Raw genomic sequence first — 17,746 nt, 5'->3', positions numbered from 1 at the left:
GCGGGCCGCGCCCCGGCCACCGAGCAGGAGGAGCTGCTCTGCGCGGCCTTCGCGGAGGTGCTCGGCCTGGATTCGGTCGGCGTGGACGACAGCTTCTTCCAGCTCGGCGGGCACTCCCTCCTGGCGGTACGGCTCGTCTCCCGGATCCGAGCGACGCTCGGCGCCGAGGTGGAGGTACGGACCCTCTTCGAGACCCCGACCGTCGCCGGACTGGCGGCCCACCTGGCCGGCACGGCGAGCCGAACCCGTACGCCCTTGCTGGCAGGGCCGCGTCCGGAACGGATCCCGCTGTCGTACGCGCAGCGGAGACTATGGCTCCTGGCCCAGGTCGAAGGCCCCAGCCCGACCTACAACATGCCCGTGATCATCCGGCTGTCCGGAGACCTGGACGTTCCCGCGTTGGGTGTTGCGTTGCGGGATGTGCTGGGTCGGCATGAGTCGTTGCGGACGGTGTTTCCGGTGGTGGAGGGGGAGCCGTATCAGCGGGTGGTGGGTGTGGAGGAGTTGGAGTGGGGGTTGTCGGTGGTGGGTGTGGGTGGTGGTGCGGTGGATGCGGTGCGGGGTGCGGTGGGGTATGCGTTCGATCTGTCGGTGGAGGTTCCGGTTCGGGCGTGGCTGTTCGAGGGCGAGGGCGAGGGGGCGGGTGCCGGGGAGGAGCGGCTTCTGGTGCTGGTGGTGCACCACATCGCGAGCGACGGCTGGTCCATGGGACCGCTCGGACGCGATCTGTCGGTGGCGTATGCGGCGCGGTCGTGTGGTGCTGCTCCGGTGTGGGAGCCGTTGCCGGTGCAGTACGCGGACTATGCGCTGTGGCAGCGGGAGCTGCTGGGGGAGGAGTCGGACCCGGAGAGTCTGCTGTCGGTTCAGGTGGAGTACTGGCGGCAGGCGCTTGCCGGGGTGCCGGAGGAGCTGGCCCTGCCGACCGACCGGGCCCGCCCCCCGGCGGCGAGTCATCGCGGACATGCGGTGCCGTTGGTGGTGCCCGCTGAGGTCCATCAGCGCTTGACCGACCTGGCCCGGGTGGAGGGTGTGACGCCGTTCATGGTGTTGCAGGGGGTGTTGGCGGTGTTGTTGTCGCGGTTGGGTGCGGGTGATGACGTTCCGGTGGGTTCGGCGGTGGCGGGGCGTCTGGATGAGGCGTTGGACGGTTTGGTGGGGTTCTTTGTGAACACGTTGGTGGTCCGGACGGATCTGTCGGGTGATCCGGAGTTCCGTGAGGTGCTGGGCCGGGTGCGGGAGGCGAGTCTGGGTGCGCTGGCGCATCAGGACGTGCCGTTCGAGAAGCTCGTGGAGGAGCTGGCCCCGACACGCTCACTGGCCCGCCACCCCCTGTTCCAGACCATGCTGACCCTCCAGAACACCGAACGCGCCGTGCTGGACCTTCCCGAGGTCGGCGCGGGCAGCCCTCCGCTCGACAACTCGCTGCTGTCGGCCCGCTTCGATCTCGACTTCTCGCTGTCGGAGAAATTCGACGAGGACGGCCGCCCGGCGGGACTGCGCGGGGCGCTGGTCGCATCCGCGGACCTGTTCGATACGGCGACCGTCGAACGGCTCGCCTCTTGGTTCTCCCGGGTGCTGGAAGTCGTGACTGTGTCACCTGAGGTGCGGGTGCATGCGGTGGATGTGCTGGATGGGGGTGAGCGGACTCGGGTGTTGGCCGAGTGGAATGACACGGGGGTGGTTGTGGCGCCCGGGTCGGTGTTGGGGTTGTTCGAGGGGTGGGTGGCTGAGGCGCCGGGTGGGGTGGCGGTGGTGGTTGACGGGGCCCAGGTCTCGTACGGGGAGTTGGATGAGGCGGCAAGCCGGTTGGCGGGTTGGTTGCGGGGGCGTGGTGTGGGTGGGGAGTCGGTGGTCGGACTCCGGCTGGGGCGTGGTGTGGAGATGGTGGTGGGGATTCTGGGTGTGTGGAAGGCGGGTGCTGCGTATCTGCCGGTGGAGGGTTCGTTCCCGGATGAGCGGGTGGAGTTCATGCTGGCTGATGCCGGTGCGGCGTTGGTGGTGGGGATGGAGGAGTTGGCTGAGTCGGCTGGTTGTGAGCCTGTTGCTTCTCTTCCCGGGGTGGATCCGGCGGGTTTGGCGTATGTGATCTATACGTCGGGTTCGTCGGGTGTGCCGAAGGGTGTTGGGGTTTCGCATGGTTCTTTGGTGAATCTGGTGTCGGTGTTCGGTCCGGTGATGGGTGCGGGTCCGGGTTCCGGGGTGTTGCAGTTTGCGTCCTTCGGTTTCGACGCCTCGGTGCTGGATGTGGGGGTGGCGTTGTCGTCGGGTGCGTCGTTGTGGATTGCGACCGGGGAGCAGCGCCGGGAGCCGGAGCGGTTGCGTGAGCTGGAAGGGGTGACCACTGCCAGTGTCGTTCCGTCCCTGTTGGGTGTGATCGACCCGGGGGTGCTGGAGCGGGTGGACACCCTGCTGGTGGGTGCAGAAGCCATCGGTGAGCCGGCTGCTCGTCTCTGGTCGCAGGGTCGTCGGCTGGTGAACACGTACGGTCCGACCGAGGCGACGGTGATGGTCGCGGCAGCTGAGGTGGATCCGGACCGCCCTGGTCCGGTGCCGTTCGGCCGCCCGATCGCCAACACCCGCCTGTACGTGTTGGATGCCCGGCTGCAGCCGGTCCCGGTGGGCGTCGCGGGGGAGCTGTACGTGGCGGGTGCGGGTCTGGCGCGGGGCTATGTGAACCGTCCTGGCCTCACCGGTGAGCGGTTCGTCGCCTGCCCGTACGGTCCTGGTGGTGAGCGGATGTACCGGACGGGGGATCTGGCCCGCTGGACGCACGACGGTCAGCTCGTCTTCGCCGGACGCGCCGACGACCAGGTGAAGATCCGGGGCTTCCGTATCGAGCCCGGCGAGGTCGAAGCCATACTCCTGACTCATCCGCAGGTCACCCAGTCAGCGGTCATCGTCCGCGACGGCGCCCTGGTGGCCTACGTCGTAGCCGCATCCGACATGGATGACCTGCGGGCATGGGTGTGGGGACGCCTGCCGGACTACATGATCCCCGCCTCATTCGTCACCCTGCCCGAGCTCCCGTTGACGGTGAACGGGAAGCTCGACCGCACTGCTCTGCCCGCGCCCGCTGTCGTTGCGGGTGAGGGCCGTGCTCCGGCCACGGTCCAGGAGGAGATTCTCTGCGCTGCCTTCGCCGATGTCCTCGGTTTGGACTCCGTCGGGGTGGATGACGACTTCTTCCGGCTCGGCGGCCACTCCCTTCTCGCCGTGACGCTGGTGGAGCGGTTGCGGGTGCGGGGTGTGTCGGTCTCCGTGCGGGCGTTGTTCGAGACGCCGACTCCTGCTGGTCTGGCGGATGCTGCGGGTGCGGTGTCGGTTCCGGTGCCGGAGAACCTGATCCCGCACGGTACGGACCGGATCACCCCGGGGATGCTGCCGCTGGTCGAGCTGGACCAGGTCGAGATCGACCGCGTGGTTGCCACGGTCGAGGGCGGGGCCGCGAACATCGCGGACATCTACCCCCTCGCACCCCTCCAGGAAGGCATGCTCTTCCACCACCTCATGGCTGAGGACGAGGACGATGTCTATCTCACCCTGAGGTTGTTGGAGTTCGACTCCCGGGGCCGGTTGGAGACGTTCACCCGGGCTCTCCAGCAGGTGATCGACCGGCACGACATCTACCGCACCGGCATCGTCTGGGACGGTCTGCGCGAACCGGTCCAGGTGGTCCGGCGGCACGCCGTACTCCCGGTCGTCGAGTACGAGATCAGCACTGAGCACGCGGATGCCCTCGTCGCCCTCGCCGGCGCGGTCATGGACCTTGAGCGGGCCCCGTTGATGGACCTGCACACAGCGGAGACGACAGAGGGGCATTGGCTGGCTGCGCTGCGCATGCACCACATGCTCCAGGACCACCTGGGCATGGATGTTCTGCTCCGCGAGCTGTGGGACGTGCTCAGCGGCCGGACCGAGCAGCTCGCCGAGGCCATGCCCTTCCGCAACTTCGTGGCCCGGACTCGTGGCGTCGCCCGCTCGGAACACGAAGAGTTCTTCGCCGGACTGCTGGGCGATGTGGGCGAACCGACCGCGCCCCTCGGGGTTCTGGATGTGCGTGGCGGCGGTGACGTGGCAACCGAACTGGTCCGGCTGCCGGAAGCGACCGCCTTGCGGCTGAGGGAAGTGGCGCGTGCGCTGGGAGTGAGCCCCGCGACTGTTCTGCATGTGGTGTGGGCCCGGGTGCTGGCGGTGTTGGCGGGCCGGGACGACGTGGTGTTCGGCACCGTTCTCTTCGGCCGGATGAACGCGGGCGAGGCAGCAGACCGGGTCCTGGGCCCGTTCATCAACACTCTGCCGGTACGGGTCCGGACCGAGCTGCTCGGTGTTCGGGGTGCGGTCGAGGCGATGCGGACCCAGTTGGCGGCGCTGCTGGAGCACGAGCACGCCCCGCTGGCGGTGGCCCAGCGTGCCAGTGGCATCGAGGGCAGTACCCCGCTCTTCACGTCACTCTTGAACTACAGGCACGCGGACCAGAGCACCACCAGCGGCGACGACGGACGCACCTTCGAGGGCATGCGCAGCCTTCTGGTCCGTGAGCGGACCAACTATCCGCTGACTGTTGCGGTGAACGACCTGGGACCCGACGACATCGGCTTCACCGTGGAAGCCGTCGCACCGATCGACGCGGCCACGGTCGGACACATGCTGCGCACGGCGACCCAGCACGTACTGGATGTCCTGGCGGGGACATGTGACGGTGCCGAGGATCTGCCGCTGCGGCAGGTGGAGGTTCTCCATTCGGGTCAGCGGGCTCAGGTGTTGGGTGAGTGGAACAACACCGGGGTGGTTGTGGCGCCCGGGTCGGTGTTGGGGTTGTTCGAGGGGTGGGCGGCTTCGACGCCTGGTGCGGTGGCGGTGGTGGCTGACGGGGCCCAGGTCTCGTACGGCGAGTTGGATGTGGCGGCGGGTCGGTTGGCGGGTTGGTTGCGGGCCCGTGGTGTGGGTCGGGAGTCGGTGGTCGGACTCCGGCTGGGGCGTGGTGTGGAGATGGTGGTCGGGATTCTGGGTGTGTGGAAGGCGGGTGCTGCGTATCTGCCGGTGGAGGGGGCGCTGCCGGATGAGCGGGTGGAGTTCATGCTGGCGGATGCGGGTGCGGCGTTGGTGGTGGGGCCGGGGGAGCTTGCGGAGTCGGCTGCGTGTGAACCGGTCGTGGAGAGTGCCGGGCACGCGTCCGGGCTGGCGTATGTGATCTATACGTCGGGTTCGTCGGGTGTGCCGAAGGGTGTTGGGGTTTCGCACGGCTCTTTGGTGAATCTGGTGTCGGTGTTCGGTCCGGTGATGGGTGCGGGTCCGGGTGCTGGTGTGTTGCAGTTTGCGTCCTTCGGTTTTGACGCGTCGGTGCTGGATGTGGCGGTGGCGTTGTCGTCGGGTGCGTCGTTGTGGATCGCGACCGAGGAGCAGCGCCGGGAGCCGGAGCGGCTGCGTGAGCTGGAAGGGGTGACCACTGCCAGTGTCGTTCCGTCCCTGTTGGGTGTGATCGACCCCGGGGTGCTGGAGCGGGTGGACACCCTGCTGGTGGGTGCGGAGGCGATCGGTGAACCGGCCGCGCAGGTGTGGTCGCAGGGTCGTCGGCTGGTGAACACGTATGGTCCGACCGAGGCGACGGTGATGGTCGCTGCGGCGGAGGTGGATCCGGACCGCCCTGGTGCGGTGCCGTTCGGCCGCCCGATCGCCAACACCCGCCTCTATGTCCTGGATGCCCGGCTCCAGCCGGTCCCCGTCGGCGTCGCGGGAGAGTTGTATGTGGCGGGTGCGGGGCTGGCTCGGGGCTATGTGAACCGCCCTGGCCTGACGGGGGAGCGGTTTGTGGCTTGCCCGTATGGTCCTGGTGGTGAGCGGATGTACCGGACGGGGGATCTGGCCCGCTGGACGCACGACGGGCAGCTCGTCTTCGCCGGACGCGCCGACGATCAGGTGAAGATCCGGGGCTTCCGTATCGAGCCGGGTGAGGTCGATGCCGTACTCCTGGCCCACCCCCAGGTCACCCAGTCCGCGGTCGTCGCCCGTGACGGCGCCCTGGTGGCCTACGTCGTAGCCGCATCCGACACCGACGATCTGCGGGCATGGGTGGCAGGCCGCCTGCCCGACTACATGATCCCCGCCGCATTCGTCACCCTGCCCGAACTCCCCCTGACCGTGAACGGAAAACTCGACCGCACCGCCCTCCCCGCGCCCGCCATCGCCACCAACACCGGCCGGGCCCCGGCCACCGTCCACGAAGAGATCCTCTGCGCCCTCTTCGCCGATGTCCTCGGACTGGACTCCGTCAGCGTCGACGACGACTTCTTCCGGCTCGGCGGCCACTCCCTCCTCGCCGTACGCCTCGTCTCCCGGATCCGCGTGACCCTCCGCCTCGAACTCCAGGTCCGTTCCCTCTTTGAAGCCCCCACCCCCGCCTCCCTCGCAGCCCGCCTGACCACCACGGCCACCGGGCCCGCCCGCACACCCCTCACCGCAGCAGAAAACCGACCCCAACGCGTACCACTCTCCTTCGCCCAGCAACGGCTCTGGTTCCTGAGCCGCCTCGAAGGCCCCAGCCCCACCTACAACATCCCCGTCGTCGTACGGCTCACCGCCGTCGACACCACAGCTCTCGCGGCGGCACTCCACGATGTCGTCACGCGCCACGAGTCGCTGCGCACCGTGTTCCCCGCCGTCGACGGCGAGCCGTATCAGCACATCCTCGGCTCCGACGACCTCGACCGGGAACTTGAGGCCGTCGACATCGAGCCCGAGGAACTGGCTGCGGCAGTCGACCGGGCTTCCCGATACGCCTTCGACCTCGCGGCCGAGCCCCCGGTCCGGTTTTCGCTGTTCAGGGTCGGTCCGGACGAGCACGTACTCGTGGTCCTGCTCCATCACATCGCCACGGACGGCTGGTCGATGGCACCGCTGAGCCGGGACATCTCCACCGCCTACGCTGCCCGCCTCCGCGGCGAAGCCCCGGCCTGGGAGCCGCTGCCGGTCCAGTACGCGGACTACACCCTCTGGCAGCGGGACCTCCTCGGTGACGAAACGGACCCGGACAGTCTGCTGTCGGCGCAGGTGGAGTACTGGCGGCAGGCGCTCGCCGGAGCACCCGAGGAGCTGGCCCTGCCCACCGACCGGCCGCGTCCCGCCGTGGCGAGCCACCGCGGCCACGTCGTGCCGCTGAGGCTCGGGGCCGACGCACACCGGCGCCTGGTGAGGCTGGCCCGGGCGGAGGGCGCCACCCCGTTCATGGTGCTCCAGGCCGCCTTGGCGGTGACCCTCTCCCGGCTGGGTGCCGGGACCGACATCCCCATCGGCTCGGCGGTCGCGGGCCGCACCGACGAGGCTCTCGACGACCTTGTCGGGTTCTTTGTCAACAGCCTCGTGATCCGGACCGAGCTCTCCGGCGATCCGGAGTTCCGGGAGGTGCTGGGCCGGGTCCGGCGGAGCAGTCTGGAGGCCTTCGCCCACCAGGACGTGCCGTTCGAGAAACTGGTGGAGGAGCTGGCGCGCGAGCGGTCGCTGTCACGGCATCCCCTGTTCCAGACGATGCTGACGCTCCAGAACACCGACCGCGTCGCGCTGGAGCTCCCGGAGTCCGGTGCCCGTGGTGCGGCGGCACCGGCCACGGCCGGCCCGTCAACTCCCTCGACGGACTCCGCCACGGCCGGCCCGTCGGCTCCGTCGGGTCCCTCGACGGCATCCGCGCGGTTCGACCTCAACGTCTCGTTGGCGGAGACGTTCGACTCGGACGGACGTCCCGCCGGATGCCAGGGGTCGATGACCGTCGCGGCCGACCTGTTCGACGCCCCGACGGCGGACAGGATCGCGGGCTGGTTCGTACGGGTGGTGGACACGCTGACCGGCAGCCCCGCCACCCGGCTCGGCAGCGTGGAACTACTGGGGCCCGACGAGCGCGATGTGCTGCTCCACCAGTGGAACGACACGGCGACGACCGTCACGGGCTCCGGAGTCCACGAACTGTTCCGGCGCCGGGTGGAGGAGTCCCCGGACGCCGTTGCCCTGGTCACCGACGGAGTCGAGCTGACCTATGCCCGGCTCGCCGGCGAAGCGGACCGTATCGCCCGCGGCCTGCGCGCCCACGGAGTGGTGCCGGACTCGGTCGTCGGACTGTGCCTGGCCCCGGGCGTACAAACGATCACGGCGGTGCTGGGCGTGTGGCGTGCGGGTGCCGCGTATCTGCCCGTGGACACCGAGCTGCCGGCCGAGCGGATCGCCTTCATGCTCACCGACAGCGGAGCCCGGATCGTGCTCGCGGACGGGGCGACGGATGCGGAACTGCCCGGCGCAAGTACGGGACCCACTGTCGTACAGCTGGAAGAACTGCCGGACGGCGTACCTCTGGAACCGCAGGCGACGGTTCCGTCCGCCCTGGCGTACGTGATGTACACATCGGGTTCTTCGGGGATGCCGAAGGGCGTCGGTGTGACCCATGGGGCGCTCGCGAACTACGTGGAATCCGTGTCGGTACGGCTGGGCTGGACGGCCGTCGGCGCGCGGTATGGGCTGCTGCAGGCGCAGGTGACGGACCTGGGGAACACGGTGGTGTTCATCAGCCTGGCGACCGGCGGCCGGCTGCATGTGCTGGACGCGGAAGCGGTCACCGACCCGGTCGCGGTCGCGTCCTTTGTCGCGGACCAGCGGATCGACGCTCTCAAGGTGGTGCCTTCCCATCTCGCGGCACTCACCGCCGGAGCGGGCACAGGCGCCGTGTTCCCGGCCGGATCCCTCGTCCTGGGCGGTGAGGCCGCCCCGAAGGCACTGGTGGAGGAGCTGGTGTCGGCAGCCGGTGAGCGGCGGGTCTTCAACCACTACGGCCCCACCGAAACGACCATCGGTGTCGCCACGGCCCGGCTGGACACCGACACCCTCGCCAACGGTGTGATCCCCGTCGGGCGGCCCATCGCCAACACTCGCCTGTACGTCCTCGACGACCGCCTCCAGCCGGTCCCGGTTGGTGTGACCGGGGAACTCTACGTCGCCGGAACGCCGCTGGCCCGCGGGTACACGAACCGTCCGGCACTGACCGGTGAGCGTTTCGTCGCCTGCCCGTACGGGCCCGCGGGAGAGCGCATGTACCGCACCGGGGACCTGGCCCGCTGGACGGCCGACGGACAGGTCGTCTTCGCCGGACGCGCCGACGACCAGGTCAAGGTGCGCGGCTTCCGCATCGAGCCCGGCGAGGTCGAAACCGTACTGCTGACGCATCCGGCAGTGGCACAGGCCGCGGTGATCGCCCGGGAGGACACCCCCGGCGACCGCCGCCTCGTCGCCTACGTCGTCCCGTCGGACAGCGAGGGCACGGACGAGACAGAGGGTGTACGGGACTACCTCGCCCGGCGGCTCCCCACCCCGCTCGTCCCCTCCGCCGTCGTGAGCCTCACCGCCCTCCCCCTCACCGGCAACGGCAAGCTGGACCGCGGGGCGTTGCCCGCCCCCGACTACACGGCCGGGCCGGGCCGGGCGCCCGCGACGGTGCAGGAAGAACTCCTGGCCGCTGCCTTCGCGCAGGTTCTCGACCTGCCTGCGGTCGGGGTCGACGACAGTTTCTTCCAGCTTGGTGGTCATTCGCTGCTGGCGGTGCGTCTGGTGTCGCGGATCCGTACGGTTCTGGGCATTGAAGTTCCGTTGCGGGTGTTGTTCGAGGTTCCGTCGGTGGCGGGGCTGGCGGGGTGGATTGCCGGGTCGGGTTCGGGTGGGGTTCGTGCGGCGCTGGCTGTGGGGGTTCGGCCGGAGCGGGTGCCGTTGTCGTTCGCGCAGCGGCGGTTGTGGTTCCTGGACCAGTTGGAGGGTCCTAGTGCGACGTACAACCTGCCGGTGCCGGTACGGCTGCGCGGGGATGCCGATGTCGATGTGGTGGCGCTGGACGCTGCGCTGCGGGATGTGATCGGACGGCACGAGTCGCTGCGTACGGTGTTCCCGGCCGTGGACGGCGAGCCGTACCAGCACGTACTCGACCCCGACGAACTCGACTGGGGACTCGACACCACCCGTATCAACCCCGACGAGCTGCAGGACGCGATCAGGGACGCCTCACGGTACGCCTTCGACCTGGCAGCCGAGATCCCCTTCCGCGCCTGGCTGTTCGACGCCGGTGCCGACGAACGCGTCCTCGTCGTCCTGCTCCATCACATCGCCACGGACGGCTGGTCGCGCGGCCCTCTGGGCCGGGATCTCTCCTTCGCGTACGAGGCGCGCCTCGCCGGGCGGGCCCCGGCGTGGGAGCCGCTGCCGGTCCAGTACGCGGACTACACGCTCTGGCAGCGGGACCTCCTCGGTGAGGAAACGGACCCGGAGAGTCTGCTGTCGGCGCAGGTGGAGTACTGGCGGCAGACGCTCGCCGGGGCACCGGAAGAGCTGGCCCTGCCGACCGACCGGCCGCGCCCCGCGGTGTCCGGCAACCGAGGGCACCGGGTGCCGGTCGACCTGCCGGCCGAGACGCACCGGCGTGTGGTGGAGCTGGCCCGCGCCGAAGGCGTGACGGCGTTCATGGTGCTCCAGGCCGCGCTGGCGGTGACCCTCTCCCGGCTCGGTGCCGGTACGGACATCCCCATCGGCACGGCGGTCGCGGGCCGTACCGACGACGCCCTGGAAGCGCTGGTCGGGTTCTTCGTCAATACGCTCGTCATCAGGACCGACCTCTCCGGGAACCCCGGATTCCGGGAGGTGCTGGGCCGGGTCCGGCGGACCGGGCTGGACGCCTTCGCGCATCAGGACGTGCCGTTCGAGAAGCTGGTGGAGGAGTTGGCGCCCGAGCGGTCGCTGTCACGGCATCCCCTGTTCCAGACGATGCTGACGCTCCAGAACACGGAGCGGACGGCGTTCCGGCTCCCCTCCGCCTCCGCCTCCGCCGACTCCGGCCCGGATCCCGATGCCACTCCGAACGCCGACGCCACTCCGGACCCTGACACCACTCCGGACACCGACCCGACCGGAGCCCCCGCGGAGTCGGCGGCCAGGTTCGACCTCGACATCACGCTGGCGGAGAACTTCGACGACCGGGGCCGCCCGGCCGGGCTCCGGGGATCGGTGAACGGCTCGGCGGACCTGTTCGAGCCGGAGACGGTCGTCAGGTTCACCTCATGGTTCAGCCGCGCCCTGGACGGCCTGCTCGCCGGCCCCGACGTCCCACTGCGCGAAATCGACCTGCTGGCCGCCGGGGAACGCGCTCTCCTCCTCGACCGCTGGAACGACACAGCGGTCGCCCTGCCCGCCCGCGATGTCGTGGCCTGCTTCGAACACCGGGCGGCGACGGCACCCGGCACGGTCGCGGTCCTCGCGGACGGCACGGAGCTGTCCTACGGGGAACTGAACGACCGGGCCGACCGGCTGGCCCGGTGGCTGAAGACGCGCGGAGCCGGGCCGGAACGGTTCGTCGCCGTGGCACTGCCGCGCTCGCCCGAGCTGCTGGTGGCCCTGCTGGCCGTGGCCAAATCCGGGGCCGCGTATCTGCCCGTCGACGTGGACTACCCGGCCGAGCGGCTCGCGTACATGCTCACCGAAACCGACCCCGTCGCCGTGGTGACCTCGACGGCCCTCTCGGACCTGGTCCCGTCCGCCGGGGTACGGGTGGTGCTGGACGATCCCGAAACCGCCGCGGCCATCGCGGAGCAGACGACCGGCGGCCTCTCGTCCGGATACGACGCGCAGGGCCCCGCGGGCGCCCACCCCATGTACGTGATCTTCACGTCCGGTTCCACCGGGCGTCCCAAGGGCGTCGTCGTCCCGCGCGCCGCGCTGGTCAACCTGCTGGCCGGAATGGCCGACCGGATCGGTGTCCGCCCCGGCGACCGGCTGCTGGCCGTGACCACGGTCGGCTTCGACATCGCCGGTCTGGAGCTGTTCCTGCCGCTCGTGCACGGAGCCACGGTGGTGCTGGCGGGCAAGGACCTCGTCCACGACCCGGCCGCCCTGGTCGAGCTGGTGCGCACCGCCGGAGTGAGCGTCGTCCAGGCCACGCCGAGCCTGTGGCAGTCCGTTCTGGCGGCGGGCGAGGTCGATCTGACCGGGGTCCGTGCCCTGGTCGGAGGCGAGGCGCTGCCCGCCGAGCTGGCGGCCGGACTCGTACGGTCCGCGGGACAGGTCCTCAATGTGTACGGGCCGACGGAGACCACCATCTGGTCCACGGCAGCCCCCGTCGACACCGGGAACGCCGGTGCCCCGCCGATCGGGCGGCCGATCGCGAACACCGCGGTCTTCGTCCTCGACGAGGCGCTCGCCCCCGTGCCGGTGGGCGTGGCCGGGGAGCTGTACATCACCGGCCGGGGTCTGGCCCGCGGCTATCTCCACCGGCCGGAGCTGACCGGTGAGCGCTTCGTCGCCTGCCCGTTCGGACCCGCCGGGGAGCGGATGTACCGCACCGGGGACCGGGTGAAGTGGACCTCGGACGGTGACCTGCTGTTCCTCGGCCGCGCCGACGACCAGGTGAAGATCCGCGGCCACCGGATCGAAACCGGTGAGGTCGAAGCCGCACTGCTCAGGCACCCCGGGGTGGCCCGGGCCGCCGTGATCGTCCGGGAGGACACCCCCGGCGACCGGCGCCTCGTGGCGTACGTCGTACCCCTGGAGAACGGTGAGGGGACGACCGGGGTACGCGAGTACGCGGCGCGCTGGCTGCCCGCCTCCATGGTGCCGTCCGCGGTGGTCGTCCTCGCGGAACTCCCGCTGACGGCCAACGGCAAGTTGGACCGCGGGGCGTTGCCGGCCCCCGACTACACGGCCGGGCCGGGCCGGGCGCCCGCGACCCCGCAGGAGGAGCTGCTGTGCGCGGCGTTCGCGCAGGTTCTCGACCTGCCGGTGGTCGGGGTCGACGACAGTTTCTTCCAGCTCGGTGGTCATTCGCTGCTGGCGGTGCGTTTGGTGTCGCGGATCCGTACGGTTCTGGGTGCTGAGGTTCCGTTGCGGGTGTTGTTCGAGGTTCCGTCGGTGGCGGGGCTGGCGGGGTGGATTGCCGGGTCGGGTTCGGGTGGGGTTCGTGCGGCGCTGGCTGTGGGGGTCCGGCCGGAGCGGGTGCCGTTGTCGTTCGCGCAGCGGCGGTTGTGGTTCCTGGACCAGTTGGAGGGTCCTAGTGCGACGTACAACCTGCCGGTGCCGGTACGGCTGCGCGGGGATGCCGATGTCGATGTGGTGGCGCTGGACGCTGCGCTGCGGGATGTGATCGGACGGCACGAGTCGCTGCGTACGGTGTTCCCGGCCGTGGACGGCGAGCCGTACCAGCACGTACTCGACCCCGACGAACTCGACTGGGGACTCGACACCATCCGGATCGCACCGGAGGAACTGGCTGAAGCCGTCGGCGCAGTGTCGGCCCACGCCTTCGACCTGGCAGCCGAGATCCCCTTCCGCGCCTGGCTGTTCGACGCCGGTGCCGACGAACGCGTCCTCGTCGTCCTGCTCCATCACATCGCGGCCGACGGCTGGTCCATGGGCCCCCTCGCCCGCGATGTGTCGACAGCGTACGAGGCGCGCCTCGCCGGGCGGGCCCCGGAATGGGAGCCGCTGCCGGTCCAGTACGCCGACTACACCCTGTGGCAGCGCGATCTCCTCGGTGACGAAACGGACCCGGAGAGTCTGCTGTCGGCGCAGGTGGAGTACTGGCGGCAGACGCTCGCCGGGGCACCGGAAGAGCTGGCCCTGCCGACCGACCGGCCGCGCCCCGCGGTCGCCTCACGCCGCGCCCACCGCGTGCCCCTGGAGATACCGGCCGAGGTCCACCACCGGCTGGTGGAGCTGGCCCGCGCCGAGGGCGTGACGGCGTTCATGGTGCTCCAGGCCGCGCTGGCGGTGACGCTGTCCCGGCTCGGCGCCGGTACGGACATCCCCATCGGCTCCCCGATCGCGGGCCGTACCGACGACGCTCTCGACGATCTCGTCGGCTTCTTTCTGAACACCCTCGTCATCAGGACCGATCTCTCCGGGGACCCCGACTTCCGGCAGGTCCTCGGCCGGGTCAGGGACACCGGCCTGGGCGCCCTGGCCCATCAGGACGTGCCGTTCGAGAAGCTGGTGGAGGAGCTGGCGCCCTCCCGGACCCTGGGACGGCACCCGCTGTTCCAGACCATGCTCACCCTTCAGAACACGGAGCGGACAGCGCTCGACCTGCCCGGCCTGCGGACCGGCGGCGGTGGCGGGCTCGCCTCCGACGGGACCGCCGCGGCCCCCGGCCGGTACGACTTCTTCGTATCCGTAGGCGAGGTGTTCGACGCCCACGGCGCCCCCGCCGGACTGCGCGGCACCGTGACCGTCACGGCCGACCTCTTCGACGAGCCCGCCGCGGGCCGGATGGCCGGACGCTTCCTCCGCGTCCTGGACACGGTCACCGCACGGCCCGGCATACGGCTGCACGCCGTGGACGTCCTCGGTGACGACGAGCGGGAGGCGGTGCTGCACCACTGGAGCGGCACCACGACACCGGCCCCGGCCCGTACGGTCGTGGAGACGATCCGCCGGCGGGCGGCTGAAGCCCCCGACACCGTCGCGGTCGTCGCCGGCGGCACCGCAACCACGTTCGCGCAGCTCGAAGCCGAGACCAACCGGCTCGCCCGGCATCTGCTGACCCTCGGGGCCGGACCCGGATCCGTCGTCGGTCTCGGTCTGCCCCGCGGCTTGCGGACGATCGCCGCGATTCTCGCGGTCTGGAAGGCCGGAGCGGCGTATCTGCCGATCGACACCCGCCTCCCGGCCGACCGCATCGCCTTCATGCTCGCCGACAGCGGCACGCGACTCGTGCTGACCGCCGGAACCGGAGCCGAAGCCGCGACCCGGGCCGCGGCCCTCGCCGGAGCAACCGTCGAGTCCCTGGACGACGACCGCCGGACGGCCGGATACCCGGCCACCGCACCACCGCTGACGCATCCCGCCGCACTCGCGTACGTGATCTACACGTCCGGCTCGACGGGCACCCCGAAGGGTGTCGCCGTCACCCACGGAGGCCTCGCCCGCTATGTGGAATCCGTCGCCGCCCGGCTCGACTGGGCCCGCCCTGGGCTCCGGTACGTGCTGCTGCAGCCCCAGGTCACCGACCTCGGCAACACGGTCGTCTTCGTCAGCCTGGCCACCGGCGGCGAACTGCACATACTCGACGAGACGGCGGTGACGGACCTCGAAGCGGTCACCGGCTATCTCCGCGAACACCGCATCGACTCCTTGAAGGCCGTCCCCTCCCATCTGGCCGCCCTCGCCTCCGGACCCGGTACGGCCCCGGTCCTCCCGGCCCGGTCGCTGGTGCTCGGCGGAGAAGCCGCACCGGCCGCATGGGTGGGACACCTCACCGCGGCCGCCGGAGACCGGCGGATCCACAACCACTACGGACCCACGGAGACCACGATCGGCATCACCACCGCCGAACTGACCGCCGCACCGGCCGCCCGCACGGTCGCCGCGGGCCAGGTCCCGATCGGTACACCACTCGACGGAACACGCGTGTACGTGCTCGACGACCGGCTCGACGCCGTGCCGGTCGGCGCCGTCGGCGAACTGTACGCGGCAGGTGCCCAGATCGCCCGCGGCTACATCGGGCGCCCCGGCCTGACCGGCGAGCGCTTCGTCGCCTGCCCGTACGGTCCGGCCGGTGAGCGGATGTACCGCACCGGGGACCTGGTGAAGTGGACGCCCGACGGACAGCTGGTGTTCCTGGGCCGCGCCGACGACCAGGTGAAGGTACGCGGGTTCCGCATCGAACCGGGCGAGGTCGAGGCCGCGCTGCTCACCCATCCCGGCGTCGCCAGGGCCGCGGTGATCGCCCGCGAGGACACGCCCGGATCCCTCCGGCTGGTCGCCTACGCCGTTCCCACGGAAACCCGTCACCCGGAGACCGCCACCGACGACAACCCCGACGGCGGCCCCGACAGTGGTCCCGACGGCGCCGGGCCCGAGGACGGCGCGCTCCGCAGGTACCTCGCGGACCTCCTGCCCGACCACATGGTGCCCGCGGCCGTCGTCACCCTCCCCGAACTACCGCTCACCGCAAGCGGAAAGCTCGACCGCAACGCCCTCCCCGCCCCCGGCCCGGCAGCGGCCGCGGCGGACCGGCGACGCGAACCCGCCGACGAACGGGAAGCGACCCTCTGCGAGATCTTCGCCGAGACCCTCGAACTGCCCTCGGTCCGGGTGGACGACAACTTCTTCGACCTCGGCGGGCACTCCCTGCTCGCGATCAGACTCCTCTCCCGCATCCGGGCCCGCCTCGGAGTGGAAGTGAAGATCCGCACTCTCTTCGAGGCGGCGACCCCCGCGGCCCTCGCCGCCCGGCTCGGCCACCGGAAAACGTCCCGACCGGCCCTTCGTCCGATGCGTAAGGAGAATCAGTGATGATTCCGTTGTCGTTCGCGCAGCGGCGGCTGTGGTTCCTGGGCCAGTTGGAGGGCCCGAGCCCCACCTACAACCTTCCGCTGGTGGTCACGCTCACCGGAAACCTGGACGTCCCGGCGCTGAACGCGGCGCTCCGGGACGTGATCGGCCGCCACGAGTCGCTGCGCACCCTCTTCCGGCTCGCGGACGGCGAGCCGTACCAGCACATCCTCCCGCCCGGAGAGCTTGACTGGGCGCTCACCGTGCGCCGGGTCGCCCCTGACGAACTGGCCGCGGCGGCCGAGGAAGCAGCCGGGTCCACCTTCGACCTGGCGGCCGGGGTACCGATCCGCGCCTGGCTGTTCCTGACCGACCAGCCGTTACGGGAAGCGGGCCGGGGACCCGGCGGGGAACCGCAGCCGCGGGAGGCGGATGCCGGGACGGAAGAGAACCTGCTGGTCCTCCTCGTCCACCACATCGCGGGCGACGGCTGGTCCATGGGCCCGCTCGCCCGCGATGTGTCGACGGCGTACGAAGCACGGCGCCGCGGCGAGGCCCCGGACTGGGAGCCGCTGCCCGTCCAGTACGCCGACTACACCCTCTGGCAGCGGGAGATGCTCGGCGAGGCCTCCGACCCGGAGAGTGTGCTGTCGACACAGGTCGACTACTGGCGCCGCACCCTCGCCGGGGCCCCCGAGGAACTCACGCTGCCGACCGACCGGCCCCGCCCCCCGGTCGCCGGCCACCGCGGCCACCGGGTCCCCCTGCGCATCACGGCCGACGTCCACCGCAGGATCGCCCGGCTCGCACGGGCCGAGGGCGCCACCCCGTTCATGGTCCTCCAGGCCGCGCTCGCGGTCACCCTGTCCCGGCTCGGCGCGGGCACCGACATCCCGATCGGCACGGTCGTCGCGGGCCGTACCGACGAAGCCATGAACGACCTCGTCGGCTTCTTCGTCAACACCCTCGTGATCCGCGCCGACCTCTCCGGTAACCCCGGGTTCCGGCAGATACTCCGGCGGGTGCGCGAAACCGGCCTCGGTGCGCTGGAACACCAGGACGTCCCGTTCGAGAGGCTCGTCGAGGAACTCGCCCCCGCACGCTCCCTCAGCCGCAACCCCCTCTTCCAGGTCTCCCTCACCGCCCGGACCACCCGGCGCTCCGCCCTGGACCTTGCCGACGTCCGTGCCGCCGGAGGCGCCCGCGCCGCGGCCGAACCGACCACGGTCCCCGTCAAATTCGACCTCGACATCGTCCTGGGCGAACTCTTCGACGCCGAAGGCGGACCCGCGGGCCTGCGCGGCTCGCTGACCGGATCCGACGACCTCTTCGACCGCGGTACGGTCGAAGCCGTCGCCGAACGGTGGCTGCGGATACTCGACGAGGTCACCGCGGACCCGGACCGCCGGCTGAACGCCGTCGAACTCCTCGGCCCCGGCGAACGCACCCTCCTCCTCGAAGCCTG

General features: G+C 70.8%; 2 protein-coding genes (both only partly in view). Both read left to right on the top strand.

Going from position 1 to position 17,746, the window contains the following annotated elements; all coding sequences use genetic code 11:
• Window positions 1-16,302, top strand: partial view of a non-ribosomal peptide synthase/polyketide synthase gene (locus B7R87_RS00925; protein WP_157997755.1) — the end only. 18,987 nt of this gene lie to the left of the window's left edge; 16,302 of the gene's 35,289 nt are visible here — the last part of the coding sequence; its start codon lies beyond the left edge, outside the window; the stop codon is at window positions 16,300-16,302.
• Window positions 16,302-17,746, top strand: the beginning of a protein-coding gene (locus B7R87_RS00920; protein WP_006351017.1) for a non-ribosomal peptide synthetase. Its footprint extends 25,069 nt past the window's final position; only the first 1,445 of its 26,514 coding nucleotides appear in the window; it begins with the start codon at window positions 16,302-16,304; its stop codon lies off the right edge, out of view. Before B7R87_RS00925 ends, B7R87_RS00920 begins: the two co-directional genes overlap by 1 nt.

The organism is Streptomyces tsukubensis (genome assembly GCF_003932715.1).
GTDB lineage: Bacteria > Actinomycetota > Actinomycetes > Streptomycetales > Streptomycetaceae > Streptomyces > Streptomyces tsukubensis.
The sequence above is the reverse complement of the archived record's forward strand: the minus strand, read 5'-3'. Positions and strand labels throughout refer to the sequence as shown.